Consider the following 19,254-nt stretch of genomic DNA (forward strand, 5'->3'; position numbering starts at 1 on the left):
TTCAGCAGGTCAGGCGGCGTTCGGCGCTCTCGTAGGTGGCGAGGTTGGAGTCGACGCCCACGACCGTCTTGTAGGTGTAGGTGCCAGAACCCGTGCAGTGCCAATAGGCCAACTTGGTGCCGCTTTCGAGCGGGGTCCAGTCCATCTCTTCCCAGCCGTACCAGCGGTGACGCTGCAGGGATATCGTGGCGTCCGTGCAGCCGCTGCGGGTCTTGCCGGCCTTGCCGATGATCTCGCTGATGCCCTTGTAGGGGGCCGAGATGCTGTAGCAGTTCCGGTCCCAGTCCGAGGCGGCGGCCGGAGTGGCCGGCATCAACAGCGTGGCCGCGCAGGCCAGTGCGACGGCGACGGATGACTTTCCGGCAAAACTGAGAGTGCTCATGACAAACGTTCCTGTCTGCAAAAACGTGCGGGATGCAACGTGCAGGATCACTCTGTCATCGGAGCCGAGACAAGATCAAGCCTGTGCTACACATCGTCAAACCCGCGCAACGCGCGGCAACTTGGCGCCAGCTGTACGCGCCGATCAGGCACGTGCGGACTGCGGTTGAGGTGGCGAGGTGCGGGACCAACACGGCTTGGACGAGGCCTGTGATGCGGCGGGTCGAGCACGAAGTTTGCGCGGTCGCTGCCAGGACTTGAGTGCCGGCATGGCCGGTTTGCGTGAGCGTACGTATCGCGGCGTGGGATCGATGCACTGTCTACTGACCGGCAAAGAGCCGTAGGTATGGCAGAGGACCTGTTCCGGTGAGATGTGGGCGTCGTGCGGGGCCGTCGTGACGGCAACTGAGTTGCCTGCCGTCCACCGGCATTTCTAGTATCTCCAAGGAGCGTGGACGGCGGGGAGCTGCATACATATCAGGGAAGGGGATGGGCCGGTGTGGCCGCGAGTGAACGGCATGCGCGCCCTGGAATTGGGATCCGCCGGGAGGGTACGCGAGCGGTTGAACTCACTCGTCCTGGCCGGATCAAAGGTCGCCACGACAGGACTACTTGATGAGTACCGTGCCGAGACCGAGGGTCTGGAATACGTGGGAGAGCAACTGGCCCTCCTTGACAACTCAGGCAACTCCATAGCGACCATCGAGATCACCAGGGTAGAGGTCAAGCCCTTCAGCGAGGTGACCTGGACGCACGCACAGGCCGAAGGCGAGGGTGATGCCTCACTCGAGGAATGGCGTGCCGGCCACCAAGGTTTCTGGAGCCAGATGGGCACTCCGGTCGACGACCATACGCTCCTGGTGTGCCTTGCCTTTCGCCTCGTCAGCTCTTCACCACTCGCCGATCAGCCCCCCTCCCCGCTGGCATGAGCTTGGCGTGGCGCGCCGAGCCGTGGCACTCCCGCGGTCGTGCCCGCGGTTGCTCGTGTTCTTGTCTCCCAAGGCCCGTACGCCTGGTCCCGGCTTGGCGGAAGCATCGATCGGTGGCCCTGACTTGCTATGGGCCCGGCCCCGGACTGGAGCCGCCTGACGGTGGCGCCCACAACGACCCCGACTGGACGGGGGAGACCAGTCGGGGCCGTAGGGCGTGACAAGCGGAGGGCGGTCGCCTCTCGGCGAAAGGCTCCATGGGGCTTCAGCCGAACGATCGTCCCCATGGGCTATAGGTGAGGCCCGGGGACACTGTCCCCTCCGCAGCCACATCTAGATGAACGACGGGCCGTACTCGGATGTTCCAGGCCGGCCTGGCGTCTGCGGGTGAGCTGAGGCACATCACCCGTGGGTGCCGGCGCAGCGACGTCTGTTCTGGGGGTGTTCGCTGCGTCGCCGGTCAACTCTGGCTGGGTGTGTCGATGAGGGTGGCGCCGATTTCCGTCATCCGCTGGGCAGCGTAGGCGGGGTCGTGGAGGGTTTCTGGGGTGTGGATGCCCGGTGAGAGAGGTTCGCCGCGCAGGCCGAGCTGCCGCTCGATGCCGAGGGCGATGCCCAGTGCGGTCAGGGGGCGTTGTCCTGCCGGGTGGATGAGGTAGCGGCTGATGCTGAGCGGCGCGCCCGTTGGGTCTACTCCTTCGAGGTCGATGCGGATCTCGGCGGACGGGGGGTCGCCGCGGTGCCGGGCCGCGGATTCCCCGACGGCCATGTCGAAGCGGACGTTGGGTGCGCCTGTGGCAAGGGCGAGGCTTGGCACGTCGAGGATGGCGATGCTCTGGCCGGGCAGGACGACGCCGTCGCTACGGGCCACATTCGCCTGAGTGTCGGGGCCGTTGACCCAGGTGAAGACGCCGTCGCGGCGCACCATTCCCGCCGTGGTGGCTGTGGCCCACCGCTGAAGGTCCGCGGTTCCCGCGGGCCCGCCGGTGTCCGACTCATCCAGTACGGCGCCGATCCGGATGGTGTCGACCCGTTGGAACTGGCGGGCTATGTACAGCGTGGCGAGGGCGACGGTGCCGGCGCAGAAGTGGCTGGCCACCAGGATCGGCGACGTGTGTAACCGCTGTGCGCCGGCGACGACTTCCGGTGCGATCTCCACCAGGCCGCTGGAGATGCTGAGGTAGGGCAGTTCGTGGTCCTGCGCGTAGTGCAGCCCGTTCAGGTGGTCGTCCCATAGGGCGGCGACCACGGCCGAGTAGTTGTGCTCGGCCGGCAGGCCGAGATCGCTGCGTCGCAGGTCGATGGTCACGGCTGCGGCGGTGCCGAGTTCATCGGCCACCCTTTGTGCGCGGTCGATGTCGCGCCCCGCAATCGTCAGCGGCAGTGTGGGGTGCCACTGGCGCAGGAGAGCGGCGGTTCCCGAGCCCGCTTGCCCCGAACCACCCAGGATCAGTACCGGTTTTGGCTGTTCCACTGCGGTCACGGCGGTCCTCGCATCCCTAGAACTGAAGCTACATTTTGTAGCCTACGTTTTGTAACATAGCCTGAAGGCCGACACAACGGAGGACCATGGCCACCACCTCGACCCGCCTGACCAAGCAGGCCAGGCGGGAGCAACTGCTCGACACCGCCGTCACGATCGTGCGACCCCAGGGCACAGACGGCCTGACTCTGGTCACCCTCGCGGAGGCAGCCGGGGTGAGCAGGCCGATCGTGTACGACCACTTCGGCACGCGCCCCGGCCTGCTGCTCGCGCTCTACCGCCGCCTCGACGAACGGCACCGCGCCGCGATCGCACAGGCGTTGCAGGAGACGGCACCCACCGCTGAGGAGATCGCCCGCGTCATCAGCACCGCATACTTCGCCTGCGCCACGGACATGCCCGAACTCGGCGCCATCTCCGCGGCGCTGAAAGGCAATCCGGAGATGGAGGCGGTCCAGCGCGAGATGCTCGACCAGTACACGGAGTTGATGGTCGCCGCGCTGCTGCCGCACTCGGGCCTGGCCCCCGAAGGCATGCGGCTACGGTGCGTCGGAGTGCTGGGCGCGGCCGAGGCAATGGCCACCGAGCTCAACCAAGGGCGGGTATCGGCTGACGACGCGGTCACCGCGCTGACCGACCTCATCATGGGCGGCCTGACCGCCCGGACCGGCCGGTAGCCCCAGGGCTTCGCCCGCAGTGAGGTCGTTCCTAGCGCGACGCCCCGACGTTGGCAGGCAGCTGTGCGAAAGGCGCAGGCCGCCAGCGCCTTTCTCGTGTGCCGGCTGCTCGGTCTGCACTGGACCGGAAGCAGGCTAATCGTCTCAACGCATTGATCCTTCGGCAGCGGAGGATTCTCGGTAGCGTTTGGCCTCTTGGACGACGCGATGGGCAGGGCAGCCGCTGGCTGCCCTCCCGCTCCCTGACGAAGTCTCGACTTGCCGGCTGCCGGCTGCCGTAACGAGAGGAACTACATGCCAACGGGATTGCAGGGAGTGGATTGGGGCAACGTGCCGACGTGGGTCAGTGCCGTGGTGACCAGTACGTCGGTCTCGATCGCAGCTGTCTCGTATCGGCGCAGCGTGCGTGACAAGGAGCGTTCCCAGGCCAGCCTCGTGGGCGCGTGGATCAGCGTCGAGGAGAAGGACGCTGCGCAGGAGCGGGTCATACGCATCAGCAATGCCAGTGATGCTCCGGTCTACGACGTATCCGTCCGTATCCCAGGGATGAGGGAAGAGCGCCTCGGGGAGCTTCCCCCGAAGACCACGACGACTCTGGAGGCGAGAGCACCCTCGTCCAACAAGACGTCCCGGGCCACATCCGCGGCCGTCAGTCTCTTTCTTGTGCAGGCCTCCGTGACGCGAGAGACGAGGACAGATGATCCGCCACCAGAGCTGGAGTTCCGGGACGGTTCTGGAAAGCTCTGGCACAGATCACCCGACGGGAAGCTACGGCAGATGCACGAGCGGACCTTCACGTCGGTACGTGCGTCAGTCAAAGCCCCGTTCCTGGAACTCACCTCTGAATCCGAGCCACGGAAGTCTCGGTGACTGTCTGCGGCCTCCGCGGGCGGCTGAGTTGCCTGGACGTGGAGAGGCGCTGTGTTGGGCGGGGCTCGCTCGATGGACAGGCGTGCAAACTGTGAACGCGCAGTCCAGGTCCCGCGCGTTGGGGTTTTGTCACACGCCGATCCGGCCTGGGGCGCCGGGTTGAAGTGATCACCTCGCAGCGTCGAAGATGCCAGGACTGTGGCGAGGGTTTTGGGGTAGCGGATGTGGATACTTGACTCTGCTTTTGAACGTGAGGCGGTCTCCATGGAGCTGGCTGGGCAAGGGCAAGGCGAGGGTCCGCAGCTGTTGACGGGCCGTTCGCTGTCGGTTTCCGCCGCGTTCGAGGGCAGTGAGGAGATCGCTGCGGCGCGTGACTTGGCCGGTGTCTTCTTGATGTCGGTGCAGGCCGAGCACGGGCTGCCGGTGTCGAAGCGGGCCATGGGCGTGGTCCAGCTGGTCGTGAGCGAGCTGGTGACCAACGTCCATCGCTATGCCCCAGGACCGTGTCTGCTGACGCTGGAGGTCGACAAGGGGGCCGTGGAGGTGACGGTGTGGGACAGCAGCACGACACTGCCGTTGGTCCTGGGACCGGATCCGACGCGGATCGGTCAGCACGGACTGGAGTTGGTCATGGCGGTGTGCCGCAGCTTCGAGGTGCACCGCGAGCCGGTCGGCAAACGTATCAAGACGGCTGTCGTCCTGGCCGATGACCCGGGCGGCGACGCGGGCGGCCGCCAACTCGCGTGATCACCCAATCACGAAGGTACTCAGGGTTGTCCGCAAGGCTGGCTGGGTGTTCTCAGTGCGGCGCGTGATCTTGAGCGGGGAGGGTGTGGAGGGGCGGCAGGGGGCCCGCGGGTGCAGAACCATTTCGCCGTCCAGCTGACGATGGTGCGCTACCCGGGGCGGTGTTCCTGGACGGACCTGTGGGGTGTCTCAGCCCCGAGGCCGTCTCCGGTGGCGCACCTACCGTAGACGAGATACGACGTGCCGGGCGTCGCGGCCACGTGCCGCAGCGGCCTCTCAGAGGTGACCGTCCAGGAACTTCTGTACCTCGGCGATGGTCATTGGCCCCGTGCCGTGCGCCACCGCCTCTCCCTCCTTCAGCAGGGTGTAGGACGGGGCTCCGGTGATCCCGTATCGCTCGGTTGCGGCCGGACAACGCGTGATGTCGGTGCGGACGACTGTCAGGCGGCCCGCGTAGTCCTCGGCGATGCCGCCCACGACGAGGTCCATCACCCGGCAGGGCTCGATGGCCTTGGGCCATGTCCCGGTGAAATAGGCGAGGACCGGAACTCCGCTCATCCCGAGGATGAAATCGAACTCCGCGTCCTCACGGGGTTGATGAACCCGCTTCGCCATTCAAGCTCCTGAACTCGCGTTTCGTCGTTTCCTCCCCATCATCCCTCGCGCGGTGCGCCAGGCCGGTCCGGTCGGTCGTCTGGCTGACCTGTCGGAGGGAAGGCACGGGGCCTGGCCGCATGCCACCGTTGCGGCCTTGTCTGTTCTTCACGTCAGCCCCCAGCCTCCGCTTGGCTGATACCGCTCTTTATCGGGCTGCGTGGGCCCGCTGATGGCACCAAGGTCGAGGCCCGGTTCCTGGACCGCTCGCGGACGCGGTCCGCGGTCGTGCGCGGCCGAAGAACGCGTCAGGTGACCCGAAGACCGACCGCCAGCGTCAGTTCAAGGGCCCGGTTCGGCGATGCGAGATCCGGAAACAGCTCCCGCAGCTGCGCCATGCGGTACCGGACAGTCTGGGGATGGACGAACAACGCCGCCGCCACCTCCTCTCGCCTGCCCTGGTGCAGCAGCCACGCCCGCAGCGTCTCCTCCAGGCGCCGCGCGGTCGCGACAGGCAAGGCCTGCAACGGTGCGAGGGCTCGGGCGCGCAGGTCCGCGAACGCGTCCGCGTCGGCGCTCAGGACCAGCTCGGGCAGGTGGTCCTCGGTGTCGCGTATATCCGAGGAGAGGGTGCGTGCGCGTACGGCTCGTGCGTAGGAGGCGGATGCACGCGTCCATGGCCGGGCCGGGCCGACCACGGCGGTGCGGTCGGTCAGCTGGCGCAAGAGGTGTGCGCGGTCGGCATCGGGGACGAGCAGCACACCGGCGGCATCCGGCAGATCGTCCAGGACGAGGGTGCTCGGGTCGAGTACGCGGTAGGCGGGCCGGGCCTGGGCGGCGGGCAGCAGGACTGCGGTCAGCGACACCGGAGGCTGCCACCCGGCCCGCTGCGCAGAGGCCAGCAGCACGTCCGGGCTCGCGCCGGCGAGGAGGTCGCGGGCCAGGTGTTCTAGGTGAAGCTCGTGGACCCGGCCCCGGGCGGCCAGCTCGTCGGCGTGGCCCGCGGCGCTCGCGGCGGAGAGCTCGTCGATGTAGGCGAAGGTCAGCTCGGCGAACTTCGCGACCTCGGCGGCGGGCAGACCTGCGGGCACGGCACCCGCTGCCAGGCATCGCCAGGCCACGCGGGCGCCGACGCGATAGGCGCTGAGCAGGGCGTCCATGGAACGGCCGTCGCGCACCTCGCCGCGGCCCAGCTCGTAGGCGGCGTCGCCGGCGTCGCCGCCGGTGGCCTTCCCGCTCGCGAGGTCCAGGTAGTGGCCCAGGGCGGTGCGGACGGCTCTGCGGATGGTGGCGCCCATGCGGCCCGAAAGGGCGTTGGCGTAGGGCGGTACCTCGTCGATGATCGCCTGGACGACCTCGTCGGCGGTCGTCTTCACCGCGGCCCGAAGTGCGGTGACCGTTGTCTCGTCCAAGGCCAGTTCGCTGGCCCTCCGGGTTGCATGGCTCATGTTTTTGTTCCCTGCGAACAATCTAGGCGACCAGATTTACGTCCTGCGGTCAGGACTTTACGCCTTGAGGCGCAGCAAGCTGGAGCCATGACGAGTACAGCCCTCCGCAGCAGGGCGTGGAAACTACTGGAGATGGTCACGACGCCGCTGCTGCCGTCGGACTACCTCGACCTGGTCAGCCCGCTGCGGGCGGGCGCGGACCTGCGGGGGCGCATCGAGGCCGTGCACCCCGAGACGGGCGACGCCGCGACCATCGTGATCAGACCGGGGCGGGGCTGGCGCGGCCACACGGCCGGTCAGTACGTACGGATCGGGGTCGACGTCGACGGGGTGCGCCTGTGGCGTGCCTACTCCATCACCTCGCCGACCAACCGCCGGGACGGCCGCGTCACCATCACCGTGAAGGCGATCCCGGACGGCAAGGTCAGCAACCACCTGGTCCGCAGGGCGAAACCAGGCACGCTGATCGAACTCGACCAGCCGACCGGCGACTTCGTGCTGCCACAAGCCACGCCCGCCAAGGTGCTCTACCTGACGGCCGGCAGCGGCATCACCCCCGTGATGGGCATGCTGCGCGACACCGAGTTCGACGACGTCGTCATGGTCCACTGCGCGCCACAGCCGCACGACGTGATCTTCCGCAACGAACTGCACGACCTGGTCGCGGACACGAAGCTGCGGCTCACCGAGGTACACACCGACACGGACGGCATGCTCGACATCGCCCGTCTAGACGAACTCGTGCCCGACTGGACCGAGCGCGAGACCTGGGCATGCGGGCCCGCGGGCCTGCTCGACGCCGCCGAAGAGCACTGGACCGCGCACGGCATCCAAGAGCGTCTGCACACCGAACGCTTCCGCCCCAGCATCGTCGTCGCGGGCGACGGCGGCGAGGTCACGTTCAGCGCCACCGGCAAGACCGTCGACGCGGACGGCGCCACGCCGTTGCTGGACGTCGGCGAAGAGGCCGGCGTGCTCATGCCCTCCGGGTGCCGCATGGGCATCTGCTTCGGCTGCGTCACGCCGCTCAAGGCCGGCGCCGTCCGAGACCTGCGCACCGGAGAGATCACCGAGGCCGAGCCCGGCGTCCTCATCCAGACCTGCGTGTCCGCCGCGGCGGGCCCCTGCGACATCGAACGGTAGGAGCACCGTGACCGCCATCGACCCCACCGCCCACCTGACCGCGGAGCAGATCGAGGAGCTCGGCCGCGAGCTGGACGCGATCCGCGACGAGGTGATCGCCGGCCGCGGCGAGAAGGACGCCGCCTACATCCGTAAGGTCATCGCGGTGCAGCGCAAGCTCGAGCTGGCCAGCAGGGGCGTGCTGCTGTTCTCGATGTTCCCGCCCGCGTGGCTGCTCGGCACCGCCGGACTGTCCGTGGCGAAGATCATGGACAACATGGAGATCGGCCACAACATCCTGCACGGCCAGTGGGACTGGATGCGGGACCCGAAGATCCACTCCACCACCTGGGAGTGGGACCACGTCTCGCCGTCCGAGCAGTGGAAGCACTCGCACAACGAGCTGCACCACACGTACACGAACGTGATCGGCAAGGACAACGACCTCGGCTACGGCATCATGCGCGTCGACGAGGACCAGAAGTGGCACCCCTTCCACCTCGGCCAGCCGCTGTGGAACTTCCTCAATGCCTGCTTCTTCGAGTACGGCATCGCAGCGTACGACCTGGAGCTCGGCAAGAACCTGGACAAGCGCCGCCGCAAGAACCCGGAGTTCCGCGCGCAGGCCAAGGCCGTGGGCCGCAAGATCCGCAAGCAGGTGCTCAAGGACTACGTGATCCACCCGCTCCTTTCGGGCCCGTCGTTCCTCACCACGCTCGGCGCCACGTTCACCGCGAACCTGGTCCGCAACATCTGGACCCACTCGGTGATCATGTGCGGGCACTTCCCCGAGGGCGTACAGGTCTTCGAGCGCCGGTCGATCAACGGCGAGACGCGCGGCCAGTGGTACCTGCGCCAGATGATGGGCTCGGCGAACATCAGTGGCAGCAAGGCCATGCACTTCATGACCGGCAACCTGTCACACCAGATCGAGCACCACCTGTTCCCGGACCTGCCGAGCAACCGGTACGCCGAGGTCGCGGTGAAGGTGCGCGCACTGTTCGAGAAGTACGAGCTGGAGTACGTCACCGGCCCGCTGCCCAAGCAGGTGTTCTCCGCGTGGCACAAGGTCTTCCGACTCTCGCTGCCGAACAAGAAGCCCAAGGCCAAAACGCCGGGCCGGGAGCGGGAGCGGGAGCTTGTGGCGGCCTGATCCCCGGTATGGGTTCAGATCTTTCGGTCCTACCCGGCGGGACCGCCGGGTACGGTCCGTTCCGTTGCGGACCGCAGGCGATCGCGCCTTCGGACCGTACGACACGGGACCACGCTGTCGACGACCGGCGCTCTCCCCGCGTGATCGGGACGGGGCCCGGCTACCGGTGGGGACCGCATTGAGCAAGGGAGGTCGGCACGCCCATGCGGCCGGCGTCATCACCGCCGCGACCTGCGACTTCGAAGACCTCCCGGAGACCGGTCGCTACCTGGTGATCTGCACCAACGCCGTCTACCACGGCAACCCCCGCACCAAGATCGCCCCGCTGCGGGCCCTCGCACTCAAGACGATCTCCACCACTTAGGGATTCGGCGGGTAGGGGCGGGCGCGGTCGCGAATGCTGCGATACCGCCGCCCGGCCCGGCGGAGCATGCCCCACGCCTCCGAGTTTGCGTTAGAGCGCACACCAACTCCTAGTTTCGGCGCATGCGATACATCAAACTCGGAACGACCGGACTGGAAGTCTCCGCCATCACCCTCGGTTGCATGAGCTTCGGCGAGCCGGAGCGGGGTGGCGAGCCCTGGTCGCTGGGAGCGGACGCCAGCCGGGACATCATCAAGCAGGCCCTGGAGGGCGGCGTCAACTTCCTCGACACGGCCAATGGGTACAGCGCCGGAAGCAGCGAGGAGATCGTCGGCCAGGCGGTCAAGGACTTCACCCGGCGCGAGGAGGTCGTCCTCTCCACCAAGGTCTGGATGCGGATGCGCCCCGGCCCGAATGGAGCCGGGCTGTCCCGCAAGGCCATCTTCGCCGAACTCGACGCCTCCCTGAAGCGGCTGGGGACCGACTACATCGACCTGTACCAGATCCACCGCTGGGACTACGACACCCCGATCGAGGAAACCCTCGAGGCGCTGCACGACGCGGTCAAGTCCGGGAAGGTCCGCTACATCGGAGCCTCTTCCATGTACGCCTGGCAGTTCGCCAAGGCCCTGTACCTGGCTGACCTGAACGGCTGGACCCGGTTCGTGTCGATGCAGGACCACTACAACCTCATCCACCGAGAAGCAGAGCGGGAGATGCTCCCGCTCTGCGCCGACCAGGGCATCGGCGTGATCCCGTGGAGCCCGCTGGCGCGAGGCAGGCTGACTCGGGTCCGGGACACCGCCACGACGCGTGCCGAGACCGACCCGGGCGGCAAGATCCTCTACCGCGACGGGGACCAGGCAGTGGCCGAGCGCGTCCACGAGATCGCGGGCAAGCGGGGTCTGTCCCCGGCCCAGGTCGCTCTGGCCTGGGTCATGCGCAACCCGGCGGTGACCTCGCCCATCGTCGGGGTCACCAAGCCGGCCCAGCTGGCCGACGCCCTGGCTGCCGTGGACGTCGCACTCGACGAGGACGAGGCCGCCTACTTGGAGGAGCCCTATCAGCCGCACGAGGTCGCCTACCTGGAGGAGTCCTTCTACAAGCCGCGGCCTGTGGCCAGCTCCCGGTAGTCCGGGCTACCGCCGGCCTTCGACGAGTCCTTGGCCTGGGCCTGCACAGCCCTGTGGTGGGCGCGCAGCGGGAGCCACGTCCGCATCGACGACCTCAACTCCCCGGCCTCCTGGACCTGGGCGCTGACTGGACGCACCAGACCTGACCGGTCTTCGGGCGGGTCACGGGCGCCCCGGCCATCGCAGAGTCTTTAGAACTGGCTGGGCGGAGGCTGCGGGCACGGTGGTCCCGTCCTCCGTCAGTGCAGGATCTCGGCGCGCAGCCTCTCCTTTGGTGTGTTGATGTCCCAGTAGCGCACACTGCCCCGGGCGTCCTTGAATGCGCCCGTGCCGCCGGTGATGGCCATGTCGAGCGAACTCGCCTCGTCCGGCCGCAGCGATTGCATCGTCAGGGAGCCACGCTGGAGCTCTATCGTGATCACGGCCTGCGACGTGACTTTCCCACCGTCGACGTACACGACTTGCGACGTTCCGGCCCCCCGTCCGACGTCGCGGCCGTTCTCCACCGCGGTGGCGCAGTAGACGCTCATGTCGCCCAGGCTCGGCCCTGCCTTGCCGAGGTCGACGGACTCGTACTCAAGGTCCTTGAGTTGGAGTTCGATGACCTCGGCCCGGCCCGTCTTCGGGGCATCGGCATTCGCGCCCCCCGCGGCTGAGACGCCGACCGCCACGGTGACCAGAGAGAGGGCGGCGAGTCTCTTGAACAGGGGCCGGTTGCTGTGGTTCCTCATGGTGGAAACTCCTCATAGCGATCGGCGTGTGCGAGCAACCTGACGCTATGACGGGCGAGTTGAGGCGTCCAAGACCAACATCAGCATGACGTCATAGCCCTGACGGCATATCGTCGGTGGGTGATGGGGCTCCAGGGTGTGCTCGGCATCTGCCGTTGGTCAGCTTGATGAGCTGACACAAACTGCCTAGTCACCGTGGTCGTCCTGCAGCAGGCTGCGCCGTTCCTGTTCGCGCTTGGAGTAGGCGGCTGCCCGGACCGCCTCGTCGCTCTCCAACCCCGATCCCAGGGCGCCGCCCACCGTGGCGATCGAAGCGACGAACCAGGACAGCGTCCAGTACTCCGTGGCGTGCAGCGGGGTTCGTGTCATGGAGGCGAACACTCGGTCGTTGAGGATGAACAAGGCCCACACCAAGTTGATGCCCATCAAACCCACGTAGCAGACGAGCACGCCGATACCCACGGTGACGACGGTCGAGGCGTTGTAGAGAGCCGCCCTCTTCCTGGCCTCCGGCAAGACCTCTCCTGCGCGGTGCCACAGGTTCGCGTCCACGATCAGCCAGCCGATCATGAGCGCGACAGACCCGACCATGGCGATCACGAGGCGTGGCGCGCTCAGGGACGCGGCCAGGCTCCAGACGGTGGAGTTCACGGTGGCGATGGCTCCCGTGGCGAGTGCGGCCGCCAGGGCCTTGGACAGGCCCGGCACCAACCGCCACGGCCGGTTGGCGCGGACCATTCCGACGAGGACCCTGAGGTAACCGCGCGGCCCGCTCGCGACGTACCGCAGGTCGGCGGTCTCCTCCTCATCGACCGGGCCCGGATGGATGGGCGCGAGACGACCGACGAGGGACCCCAGCAGCGGCTGACTTCGCCGAGCGCCCCCAGCCCCGGTGGCCCGCGGGCCCGCGAGGCTGAGCACGGCTTCTTCCACGGCCCGCCGGGCCTTTGTCTGCAGCCGCCAGCCTCCCAGTGAAGGAAGGGACAGCAGCGCCAAGCCGTGTTCGTGACTCAGATCCACAACGAGCTTGCGCCTGTGTGAGGACAGCGGAAGGTCGGTGAGGGCCACGACGATGTCCCAGTTTTCCGCACGTGCACGGTCCATGATCCGGCGCATCAAGGTGGACGGGTCTTCTGTCCCTGCGGTGAAGGGTTCACTGACCACCTCGACCTCGAAGCGTTGCCCCTGGCCTGCCTTGTCGGCGAGCCGATCAGGAAGTGTCTGGGCGATGCGCTGCGCGATCTCCGTGGGAGTGTCCGGGTCCGCGAGGAGAGCCACGACCGTAACGCCCTGCGACGACTCCGGCATGGCTGGACCCTTCTCGTCGGCTGTCCCCGCGTTCGCAAGTGCCCAAAGATATCGCCGACGCAACGTTGAAGCCGCGTGACATACCCGGAAGAAAGGATCGTTCCGCGGCCGATGCGCGTCAGGCAGCGGGCCGTCCGAACCGGCGATCCCATGATCCGAAACGGAACGGGCTCCGCGTCGTCGCGTGGGCGTCGGGTGGGTGCGCGGGCTGACGGTGAGGGCAACGCCACGCGCATATGACCCTCCTGATGAGCGAGGACGATCAGGCCCGCGGACTGTCACGGTCCGCCGGCGGCGTTGTCGCCTCGGCCGCCGGTCGGGGAGCAGGGAGGGCGCGGGGCGATGGATTGTGACGCACGTCACCCTTGTGGTGGTGGGGTGGGGCGACGGTATTTCCTGCGGCGGCTGGTCTAGATGGCGACCGAACCCGACCAACCCTATGGAGTCCTCGATGTCTGACCTCTTCCAGAGCGCTGTGGTGACCGGAGCCGGCCGCGGTTTCGGGCGTGCGATCTCCGCCGCGCTCGTCACGAGCGGTATCCGCGTCATCGGTATCGCCCGCAGCCACCAGGAGTTGCGCGCCGTGCAGGCCGAACTCGGCGCCGGCTTCACGCCCATCGCCGCTGATGCCACCAGTGAAGCGCTCGCCGGGGACGTCCTCCGCGAACACCGTCCCCATCTGCTCGTCTTGAATGCCGGACTCACCCCGCACATGGCACCCGTGCAGGAGCAGACCTGGGAAACCTTCAGCCGTCACTGGCACACCGACACCCGGCACGTGTTCACCTGGACGCGTGCGGCACTGCTGGAACCGCTGGCCGCGGGCAGCGTCGTCATATCGATGTCCAGCGGAGCAGCCCTGGGCGGTTCGCCGCTCAGCGGCGGATACGCCAGCGCCAAGGCCTCCATCCGCTACCTCCGGCAGTACGCCGAGCAAGAGGCGCAGCGGGCGGGCCTGGACATCCGCTTCCACACGCTGCTGCCGGACATGACGCCGGCCGGCGGCGTCGGCCTGGTCGCGGCCGACGGATACGCCGCGCGCCAGGGCATGGACCGCGAGACCTTCGTCGCGGGCCGGGAACAGCCGGTCCTCACCGCGGAACAGGTCGCCAAATCCGTCATCGCGGTCGCCCAAGACCCTGAAAGCGATGCGGAGTACCGGGTGCGCGGGGCCGGACTGCGCCCGGTCGGCTGAGCCACATACGACCGTTACCGTGAACGCCACCGCACCCCCGGGAGAGGCCGCCATGCCCTCGGACGCCGAATTCTCCGCCCTGGCCGAGCCGTTCAGGACAGAACTGCTCGCCCACTGCTACCGAATGCTCGGCTCGATCCACGACGCCGAGGACCTCGTACAGGAGACCTACCTGCGGGCGTGGCGCGCATTCGACCGGTTCGAGGGCCGCTCCTCGGTGCGGCGGTGGCTGTACAAGATCGCTACCATGGCCTGCCTGACCGCGCTGGAGACACGCTCCCGGCGGCCGCTGCCCTCGGGCCTGGGGGCGCCTTCGGACGATCACCGGGTGGCCGTGAGCGCGCGCGAAACAGCGGTGGCCTGGCTCCAGCCGGTCCCCGACGCGCTGGTGGGCACCGATGACCCGGCGGCCGTCGTGACCGCGAGGAGCACCGTACGGCTGGCCTTCATCGCCGCGCTGCAACTGCTGTCCGCCCGGCAGCGGGCCGTGCTGACGTTGCGTGACGTGCTGGCGTTTCGGACGGCCGAGGTCGCCGCCATGCTGGACACGACGGCCGCAGCCGTCGACAGTGCACTGCGCCGCGCCCGCTCCCGCCTGGCTGAGGCCCATGGGGCGTTAGAGGATCTGGCCGAGCCGGACGAGGAGGTGCGGCGCACGCTCCTGGACGGCTACGTCGAGGCGTTCACCAGGGCGGACCCTGACGCGCTGCTGCGGCTGCTGCGGGCGGACGTCGAGATGGAGATGCCGCCGACCCCCACATGGTTCACCGGCCAAGAGGCAGTCGTGGGATTTCTGGCCCACCGGATCCTGCGCAGGAACCGGTGGCACCTGGTCCCCACCCGTGCCAACGGCCAGCCCGCCCTCGTCGCCTACGCGTGCGTGGGTGAAGGCCGCTACGAGGCGTACGGAGTGCAGGTCCTGACCCTGCGCCAGGGACGGATCGCCCGCATCACGGCGTTCAACGACCCCAGCCTGGTGCCGGTGTTCGGCCTGGCGCCCGTCCTCGTTCGCGGAATGACCGACGGGCAGCGGTAGGCGCCGCACATCCTCGCCCTTTCCGGGGGATCGCCGATCACGTCGCCCCTGTGGGTCGCGCGGGGCAAGTAGCGCACACGATGGCGTAGGCGCAGTGCCGGACTGTCCCTCATATCGCAGGGGAGCAGCCACCACTGCGCCAGGCCAAGCCCGCTTCGACTCGTGCCACTCTCCCCGTCTGGCACCGGCGCCTTGACGCGGGCCGTGGCGCGCAGCGGCCCGCACGCTGAGGTAATCAACATCGACTCGGATACCGGATAACGCGAGCCCCCCGGCCTGGAGAACGTGCGGACGTCCGACGTTGTCGATCTTGTGTCAAGATCGTGGAATGTTGCGACTCACCGATTTCATCATCGACTGTCCGGACCCGATGAAGCTGGCGGCCTTCTACTCCGAGGTGACGGGACGTGCCATCAAGGAGGACAGCGACGAGAACTGGGCCGGCATCAAGTTCGGCGAGATCGAGCTCGCCTTCCAGCGGGTGGACGACTACAGCCCCCCGCAGTGGGGCGAGCGCACGCACCCCAAGCAGTTCCACCTGGACTTCGAAGTGGACGACATCGAGTCCGAGGAGCGCCGCATCGTCGCACTCGGCGCGACGCGGGTGCAGGACTTCATCGGCCCCGAAGGCTACGGCTGGCGGGTCTACACCGACCCGGTGGGCCACCCCTTCTGCCTGTGCCACAACAAGGGCGTCACCTGGACCGACGAGGGCCCGATCTGGCCCACGCGCGCCTAGTTGCTTCTAACCAGCGCGGTTGATCGTGTGACTGTTGGCGTGTCGGCTCGATGATTGGGTGTTCTCGCTCATCGAGCCGTTACCGGTATCGAGTGGGAGTACGTGCCTCCGGAGTCGGACGTCGGCCGCCTGCGCATCCGCTGGGAACGACGCGACACCTCCGTAAGACCTTCCCCGATCCCGCTGTCTGTCAGGTCACTCACCGCCACGTCCAACAGCTTTGCTCGCGCCCATGGGCCGTTGAACAACGCGACCGCCGAGTCGCCACCTGCCCTGCCGGGTTACCCGGAGTCTTGAGGCTTACGGGCAGAGGGGAAGCATAGATCGGCGTGTGGTGCGCAGGTGGCTAGGCATGGAATGTGTGATCTATGGAAACGACGGCGCCCGACAGACACCGAACATAGGGAAAAACGGTGCATGCGCGTTGAAGGGGCTGCGAGATGCGCCCCCGGAAACGTTCGCCTGGATTCGGCTGATTGATCCTTCCGCCCAGGAGGTGGAGACGCTGGCCGAGGAACTGGGCCTGCACCCTTTGGCGGTCGAAGATGCCGTCCAGGCGCACCAGCGGCCCAAGCGTGAGCGCTATGACGAGGTGCTGTCCGTCGCGCTGAAGACGTTGCGGTACGTCAAGGAGACCTCGCAGGTCGAATCGGGCGAGGCCATGATTTTCCTCGGCCCGAACTTTGTCCTGACTGTCTGCCACGGGCAGACAGATCCCGCGGCGGAGGCCGCTCGCCGACTCGATCGTGCCCCTGCCATGCTGGCCATGGGGCCGGTGGCGGTGCTGCACGCCGTCCTGGACGTGACGGTGGACACCTACACCGCCATCGCGGAGGAAGTGCGCGGCGATCTGACCGACTTGGAGCGCCGGGTGTTCTCCCCGGAACGCGAAGACGTGATCGAAGAGGTGTACTCCCTCAAGCGCGAGGTGCTGGAATTCCGGGACGCTGTGCAGCCTCTGGTGCCTGTTGTGCAGGACTTCGTGAGCCCGCTCTCCGGCTGGCCTCAGGAGGCGCTGCCGTACTTCCGGGATGTCGCTGATCACGTACACCGCACAGATACCGAGGTCCGGTCCTTGGACGACCTGCTGAACTCCGTTCTCGACGCCCACCTGGCCCAGGTAGGTGCCCGGCAGAACGACGACATGCGCACCATCTCCGCCTGGGCGGCCATCTTTGCCCTGCCCACCCTTATCGCCGGCATCTACGGCATGAACTTCACGCACATGCCCGAACTGCAATGGGTCTACGGCTACCCCCTTGCCGTCGCCGTGATGGCCGGGGCGTGCACCCTGCTCCACCGGGTCTTCCGCCGCAACGGATGGCTGTGACTCCCTGCCCTCAGCTGGGTTCCCGACCCGATACAGGCGCATCACCCCTCAGCTCGTCCTAGGGAACGGCGCCGTTGCTCAGCCAAGCGAACCCCACGTCAACGACATCGTCGGTGAGGTTGCGGTCGTTGGGGGATCCCTCGCCACGGGTGTAGTCGTACGTCAGAAGGCCGGGGAGCAGAGCAGGCTCTCTGCGATCGCGGTGGCCTGGTCTTTGGGGAGGCCGGTGTGTTCGAAGAGGTGCGTGAGCTTGTCGCGGAAGCCTCGGGCCACCGGCCTTAAGAGCAACCCGTCGCCCGCTTCCCGACCGAGAGGCGGAGCGTGCTTGCCGACCCGCCGGCCACTGCGCGGCCCCCGACGAGGAGCTTTACCGGTTGACGTCGTGCCCAGGCGGCGGCGCTGGGAGGGGCACGTGAGTAAACCCGAGTCGCTGGAGCATCGGTCGAGGGGGGTGCCTCTATGTCTTTCGTCAAGGCATCCCTGTCGGGTTAGGGGTTGCTGGGGTTATGCGGCGAGCTCGACGTCCTTCGGTGTCCGCGATTCGTAGAGGGTGCCGTCGCGGAGCATCGCGAACAGGACGCTGATGCGTTGGCGGGCGAGGCGGAGGAGGGCCTGGGTGTGGGTCTTGCCGCGGGCTCGTTGCTTGTCGTAGTAGGCGCGGGAGGCTGGATCGGCGTTCATGCAGGCGAAGGCGGACAGGAACATGGCCCGCTTCAGCTGCCGGTTGCCGCCTCGGGGAGCGTGTTCGCCGTGGATCGAGGTGCCCGACGCCTTTGTCGTCGGCGCGAGTCCGGCGTAGGAGGCCAGGTGTCCGGCGGTGGGGAAGCTGGTGCCGTCGCCGACGGTGACCAGCAGGACGGCGGCGGTCCTGACGCCGACGCCGGGCATCGACGTCAGGACCTGCGAAAGAGGGTGAGCCTCCAGCAGGGTGTTGATCTGGGCTTCCATCGCCCGGCGCTGGGTGTGGACGGCGGCCAGGGACGCGGCCAGGGAGGGGATGACGATGTCGAGAGTGCCGGTGCCCGGGACGATGACGGTCTGCTCGTCAAGCGCGTCGAAGATGTCGTCGATCAGTCTTTGGGCCATGCGTGGCGCCTTGGGGCGGATCAACTCGACGAGTCTGCGGCGGCCGGCCTTGCGCAGGGCGGCTGGGGAGCCGTGACGCTCCAGCAGCCAGGTCACCGCGACATGATCGAGGCGGGGTCCCAGGACGCGTTCCAGGGAGGGGTGGAACTGGGTGAGCAGGCCGCGTATGCGGTTGGAGGTGCGGGTGGCCTCGGCGGCCAGGTCCTGGTCAAAGCCGGTCAGGACGGTGAGTTCGGCGGTGATCTCATCGGTCAGTTCCAGCGAGCGCAGGGTGTGCGGCATCGTCCGAGCGGCATCCGCGATCACGGCCGCATCCTTCGCGTCCGTTTTCGCCTCGCCGGGGTAGAGGTCGGCGATGCGGCGCATGGCCAGACCTGGCAGGTAGGCGACGCGGCAGCCGGCGTCGCGGGCGACCGTCAGCGGGAGGGCGCCGATGGAGGCGGGCTGGTCCACGATCACCAGGACGGAGCCGAACTTCGCGGTCAGCTTCTCGAACACGGCCCGCAGTTTCGGTTCGCTGTTGGGCAGCGGCTTGTCGAAGATCTTCTTCCCGGCCGGGGTGAGCCCGTGGCCGTGATGGGCCGTCTTGCCGACGTCCAGGCCGAGGAACACGCCCACGTCTTCGATCTCGAACATCGCGCCCTTGCACGGGTGTTGACGGTGCTGGCCTTGGCTCGGGTGTCGTACTCGCGCATCCACGTTATGCAGACCTGTCGCCCGCGAACTGCCCGGCATTGCGTCGGACCAGGCGGTGGCCGGACCTCTGATCAGCGTCTCCGACAGACACCTCCCGGGCCCGGTGACACCACCCCCCAGGTCATGCCTTCGACAGGGGGCAACAGTCATGCCGGGCCCGGAGGCCAACGGCCCCGTTGCGGAGCCGCGGAAAACATAACGGGGCAGGGGTTTTTGCCCCTATCTCTGCAGG

18 protein-coding genes and 1 pseudogene are annotated in these 19,254 nt (G+C 67.7%); 12 read left to right on the forward strand and 7 right to left on the reverse strand.

Annotation, left to right across the window (positions count from 1 at the left end):
• Position 1 precedes the first annotated feature (1 nt).
• Complete coding sequence (locus AB0M70_RS29370; protein WP_365824465.1) at positions 2–382, reverse strand: hypothetical protein; 381 nt, start codon at positions 380–382, stop codon at positions 2–4.
• Between the two features lie 517 nt (positions 383–899).
• On the opposite strand from AB0M70_RS29370, the gene AB0M70_RS29375 reads away from it, so the two are divergent.
• Positions 900–1,310: an ASCH domain-containing protein gene (locus tag AB0M70_RS29375; protein WP_365824467.1), complete on the forward strand. Its 411-nt coding sequence runs from the start codon at positions 900–902 to the stop codon at positions 1,308–1,310.
• A gap of 460 nt (positions 1,311–1,770) precedes the next feature.
• On the opposite strand, the gene AB0M70_RS29380 is transcribed toward AB0M70_RS29375, so the two are convergent.
• Positions 1,771–2,793: a saccharopine dehydrogenase gene (locus AB0M70_RS29380; RefSeq protein ID WP_365824469.1), complete on the reverse strand. Its 1,023-nt coding sequence runs from the start codon at positions 2,791–2,793 to the stop codon at positions 1,771–1,773.
• An 86-nt stretch (positions 2,794–2,879) separates the two neighbouring features.
• On the opposite strand from AB0M70_RS29380, the gene AB0M70_RS29385 reads away from it, so the two are divergent.
• The 3 genes from AB0M70_RS29385 (at position 2,880) to AB0M70_RS29395 (ending at position 5,087) form a co-directional block, all read left to right on the forward strand.
• Positions 2,880–3,470, forward strand: a complete 591-nt coding sequence (locus AB0M70_RS29385; protein ID WP_365824471.1) for a TetR/AcrR family transcriptional regulator — start codon at positions 2,880–2,882, stop codon at positions 3,468–3,470.
• A gap of 402 nt (positions 3,471–3,872) precedes the next feature.
• Complete coding sequence (locus tag AB0M70_RS29390) at positions 3,873–4,340, forward strand: hypothetical protein (protein ID WP_365824473.1); 468 nt, start codon at positions 3,873–3,875, stop codon at positions 4,338–4,340.
• 264 nt (positions 4,341–4,604) lie between these two features.
• Positions 4,605–5,087, forward strand: a complete 483-nt coding sequence (locus AB0M70_RS29395; RefSeq protein WP_365824475.1) for an ATP-binding protein — start codon at positions 4,605–4,607, stop codon at positions 5,085–5,087.
• 276 nt (positions 5,088–5,363) lie between these two features.
• Here AB0M70_RS29395 and AB0M70_RS29400 read toward each other — a convergent pair whose 3' ends face one another.
• A complete protein-coding gene (locus AB0M70_RS29400; RefSeq protein WP_365824477.1) occupies positions 5,364–5,702 on the reverse strand; it encodes a thioredoxin domain-containing protein in 339 nt (112 codons plus the stop codon).
• Positions 5,703–5,989: 287 nt separating this feature from the next.
• Complete coding sequence (locus AB0M70_RS29405; protein WP_365824479.1) at positions 5,990–7,129, reverse strand: helix-turn-helix domain-containing protein; 1,140 nt, start codon at positions 7,127–7,129, stop codon at positions 5,990–5,992.
• Between the two features lie 87 nt (positions 7,130–7,216).
• Between AB0M70_RS29405 and AB0M70_RS29410 the strand changes: the two genes are divergently transcribed.
• The 4 genes and pseudogenes from AB0M70_RS29410 to AB0M70_RS29425 all read left to right on the forward strand — a co-directional run bounded on the left by AB0M70_RS29410 (position 7,217) and on the right by AB0M70_RS29425 (position 10,901).
• On the forward strand, positions 7,217–8,272 hold the full coding sequence (locus AB0M70_RS29410; protein ID WP_365824481.1) for a ferredoxin reductase: 1,056 nt from the start codon (positions 7,217–7,219) through the stop codon (positions 8,270–8,272).
• Positions 8,273–8,279: 7 nt separating this feature from the next.
• Positions 8,280–9,404 (forward strand): acyl-CoA desaturase, encoded by a 1,125-nt coding sequence (locus tag AB0M70_RS29415; RefSeq protein WP_365824483.1) that lies wholly within the window; start codon positions 8,280–8,282, stop codon positions 9,402–9,404.
• Between the two features lie 130 nt (positions 9,405–9,534).
• A pseudogene (locus tag AB0M70_RS29420) lies at positions 9,535–9,768 on the forward strand (hypothetical protein); the annotation flags it as partial.
• 122 nt (positions 9,769–9,890) lie between these two features.
• The gene (locus AB0M70_RS29425) at positions 9,891–10,901 is read left to right on the forward strand and encodes an aldo/keto reductase (RefSeq protein ID WP_365824485.1); all 1,011 of its coding nucleotides are present in this window, start codon (positions 9,891–9,893) and stop codon (positions 10,899–10,901) included.
• A 239-nt stretch (positions 10,902–11,140) separates the two neighbouring features.
• Here AB0M70_RS29425 and AB0M70_RS29430 read toward each other — a convergent pair whose 3' ends face one another.
• Positions 11,141–11,632 carry a hypothetical protein gene (locus AB0M70_RS29430; protein WP_365824487.1) on the reverse strand — a complete coding sequence of 164 codons (492 nt, stop codon included), beginning with the start codon at positions 11,630–11,632 and terminating at the stop codon, positions 11,141–11,143.
• Positions 11,633–11,818: 186 nt separating this feature from the next.
• Positions 11,819–12,940: a hypothetical protein gene (locus tag AB0M70_RS29435; RefSeq protein ID WP_365824489.1), complete on the reverse strand. Its 1,122-nt coding sequence runs from the start codon at positions 12,938–12,940 to the stop codon at positions 11,819–11,821.
• A gap of 451 nt (positions 12,941–13,391) precedes the next feature.
• On the opposite strand from AB0M70_RS29435, the gene AB0M70_RS29440 reads away from it, so the two are divergent.
• The 4 genes from AB0M70_RS29440 (at position 13,392) to corA (ending at position 17,240) form a co-directional block, all read left to right on the forward strand.
• A complete protein-coding gene (locus AB0M70_RS29440; protein WP_365824491.1) occupies positions 13,392–14,135 on the forward strand; it encodes an SDR family oxidoreductase in 744 nt (247 codons plus the stop codon).
• 19 nt (positions 14,136–14,154) lie between these two features.
• Positions 14,155–15,171 carry a sigma-70 family RNA polymerase sigma factor gene (locus AB0M70_RS29445; RefSeq protein ID WP_365824493.1) on the forward strand — a complete coding sequence of 339 codons (1,017 nt, stop codon included), beginning with the start codon at positions 14,155–14,157 and terminating at the stop codon, positions 15,169–15,171.
• A 328-nt stretch (positions 15,172–15,499) separates the two neighbouring features.
• The gene (locus AB0M70_RS29450) at positions 15,500–15,910 is read left to right on the forward strand and encodes a VOC family protein (protein WP_365824495.1); all 411 of its coding nucleotides are present in this window, start codon (positions 15,500–15,502) and stop codon (positions 15,908–15,910) included.
• A gap of 352 nt (positions 15,911–16,262) precedes the next feature.
• Positions 16,263–17,240: a magnesium/cobalt transporter CorA gene (corA, locus tag AB0M70_RS29455; RefSeq protein WP_365824497.1), complete on the forward strand. Its 978-nt coding sequence runs from the start codon at positions 16,263–16,265 to the stop codon at positions 17,238–17,240.
• Between the two features lie 504 nt (positions 17,241–17,744).
• On the opposite strand, the gene AB0M70_RS29460 is transcribed toward corA, so the two are convergent.
• Positions 17,745–18,962, reverse strand: coding sequence for an IS110 family transposase (locus AB0M70_RS29460; RefSeq protein WP_365824499.1), 1,218 nt, complete (start codon positions 18,960–18,962; stop codon positions 17,745–17,747).
• Between the last annotated feature and the right edge of the window lie 292 nt (positions 18,963–19,254).

The organism is Streptomyces sp. NPDC051214 (assembly GCF_040682375.1).
Classification (GTDB): domain Bacteria; phylum Actinomycetota; class Actinomycetes; order Streptomycetales; family Streptomycetaceae; genus Streptomyces.

What these genes read in the sequence shown, in the direction of transcription:
- AB0M70_RS29450 (WP_365824495.1), top strand. Translation starts at nt 15,500, where the DNA reads ATGTTGCGACTCACCGATTTCATCATCGACTGTCCGGACCCGATGAAG.
- AB0M70_RS29435 (WP_365824489.1), bottom strand. Translation starts at nt 12,940, where the DNA reads ATGCCGGAGTCGTCGCAGGGCGTTACGGTCGTGGCTCTCCTCGCGGAC.
- corA (WP_365824497.1), top strand. Translation starts at nt 16,263, where the DNA reads ATGGAATGTGTGATCTATGGAAACGACGGCGCCCGACAGACACCGAAC.
- AB0M70_RS29405 (WP_365824479.1), bottom strand. Translation starts at nt 7,129, where the DNA reads ATGAGCCATGCAACCCGGAGGGCCAGCGAACTGGCCTTGGACGAGACA.
- AB0M70_RS29410 (WP_365824481.1), top strand. Translation starts at nt 7,217, where the DNA reads ATGACGAGTACAGCCCTCCGCAGCAGGGCGTGGAAACTACTGGAGATG.
- AB0M70_RS29370 (WP_365824465.1), bottom strand. Translation starts at nt 382, where the DNA reads ATGAGCACTCTCAGTTTTGCCGGAAAGTCATCCGTCGCCGTCGCACTG.
- AB0M70_RS29385 (WP_365824471.1), top strand. Translation starts at nt 2,880, where the DNA reads ATGGCCACCACCTCGACCCGCCTGACCAAGCAGGCCAGGCGGGAGCAA.
- AB0M70_RS29440 (WP_365824491.1), top strand. Translation starts at nt 13,392, where the DNA reads ATGTCTGACCTCTTCCAGAGCGCTGTGGTGACCGGAGCCGGCCGCGGT.
- AB0M70_RS29375 (WP_365824467.1), top strand. Translation starts at nt 900, where the DNA reads ATGCGCGCCCTGGAATTGGGATCCGCCGGGAGGGTACGCGAGCGGTTG.
- AB0M70_RS29400 (WP_365824477.1), bottom strand. Translation starts at nt 5,702, where the DNA reads ATGGCGAAGCGGGTTCATCAACCCCGTGAGGACGCGGAGTTCGATTTC.
- AB0M70_RS29395 (WP_365824475.1), top strand. Translation starts at nt 4,605, where the DNA reads ATGGAGCTGGCTGGGCAAGGGCAAGGCGAGGGTCCGCAGCTGTTGACG.
- AB0M70_RS29460 (WP_365824499.1), bottom strand. Translation starts at nt 18,962, where the DNA reads ATGTTCGAGATCGAAGACGTGGGCGTGTTCCTCGGCCTGGACGTCGGC.
- AB0M70_RS29430 (WP_365824487.1), bottom strand. Translation starts at nt 11,632, where the DNA reads ATGAGGAACCACAGCAACCGGCCCCTGTTCAAGAGACTCGCCGCCCTC.
- AB0M70_RS29425 (WP_365824485.1), top strand. Translation starts at nt 9,891, where the DNA reads ATGCGATACATCAAACTCGGAACGACCGGACTGGAAGTCTCCGCCATC.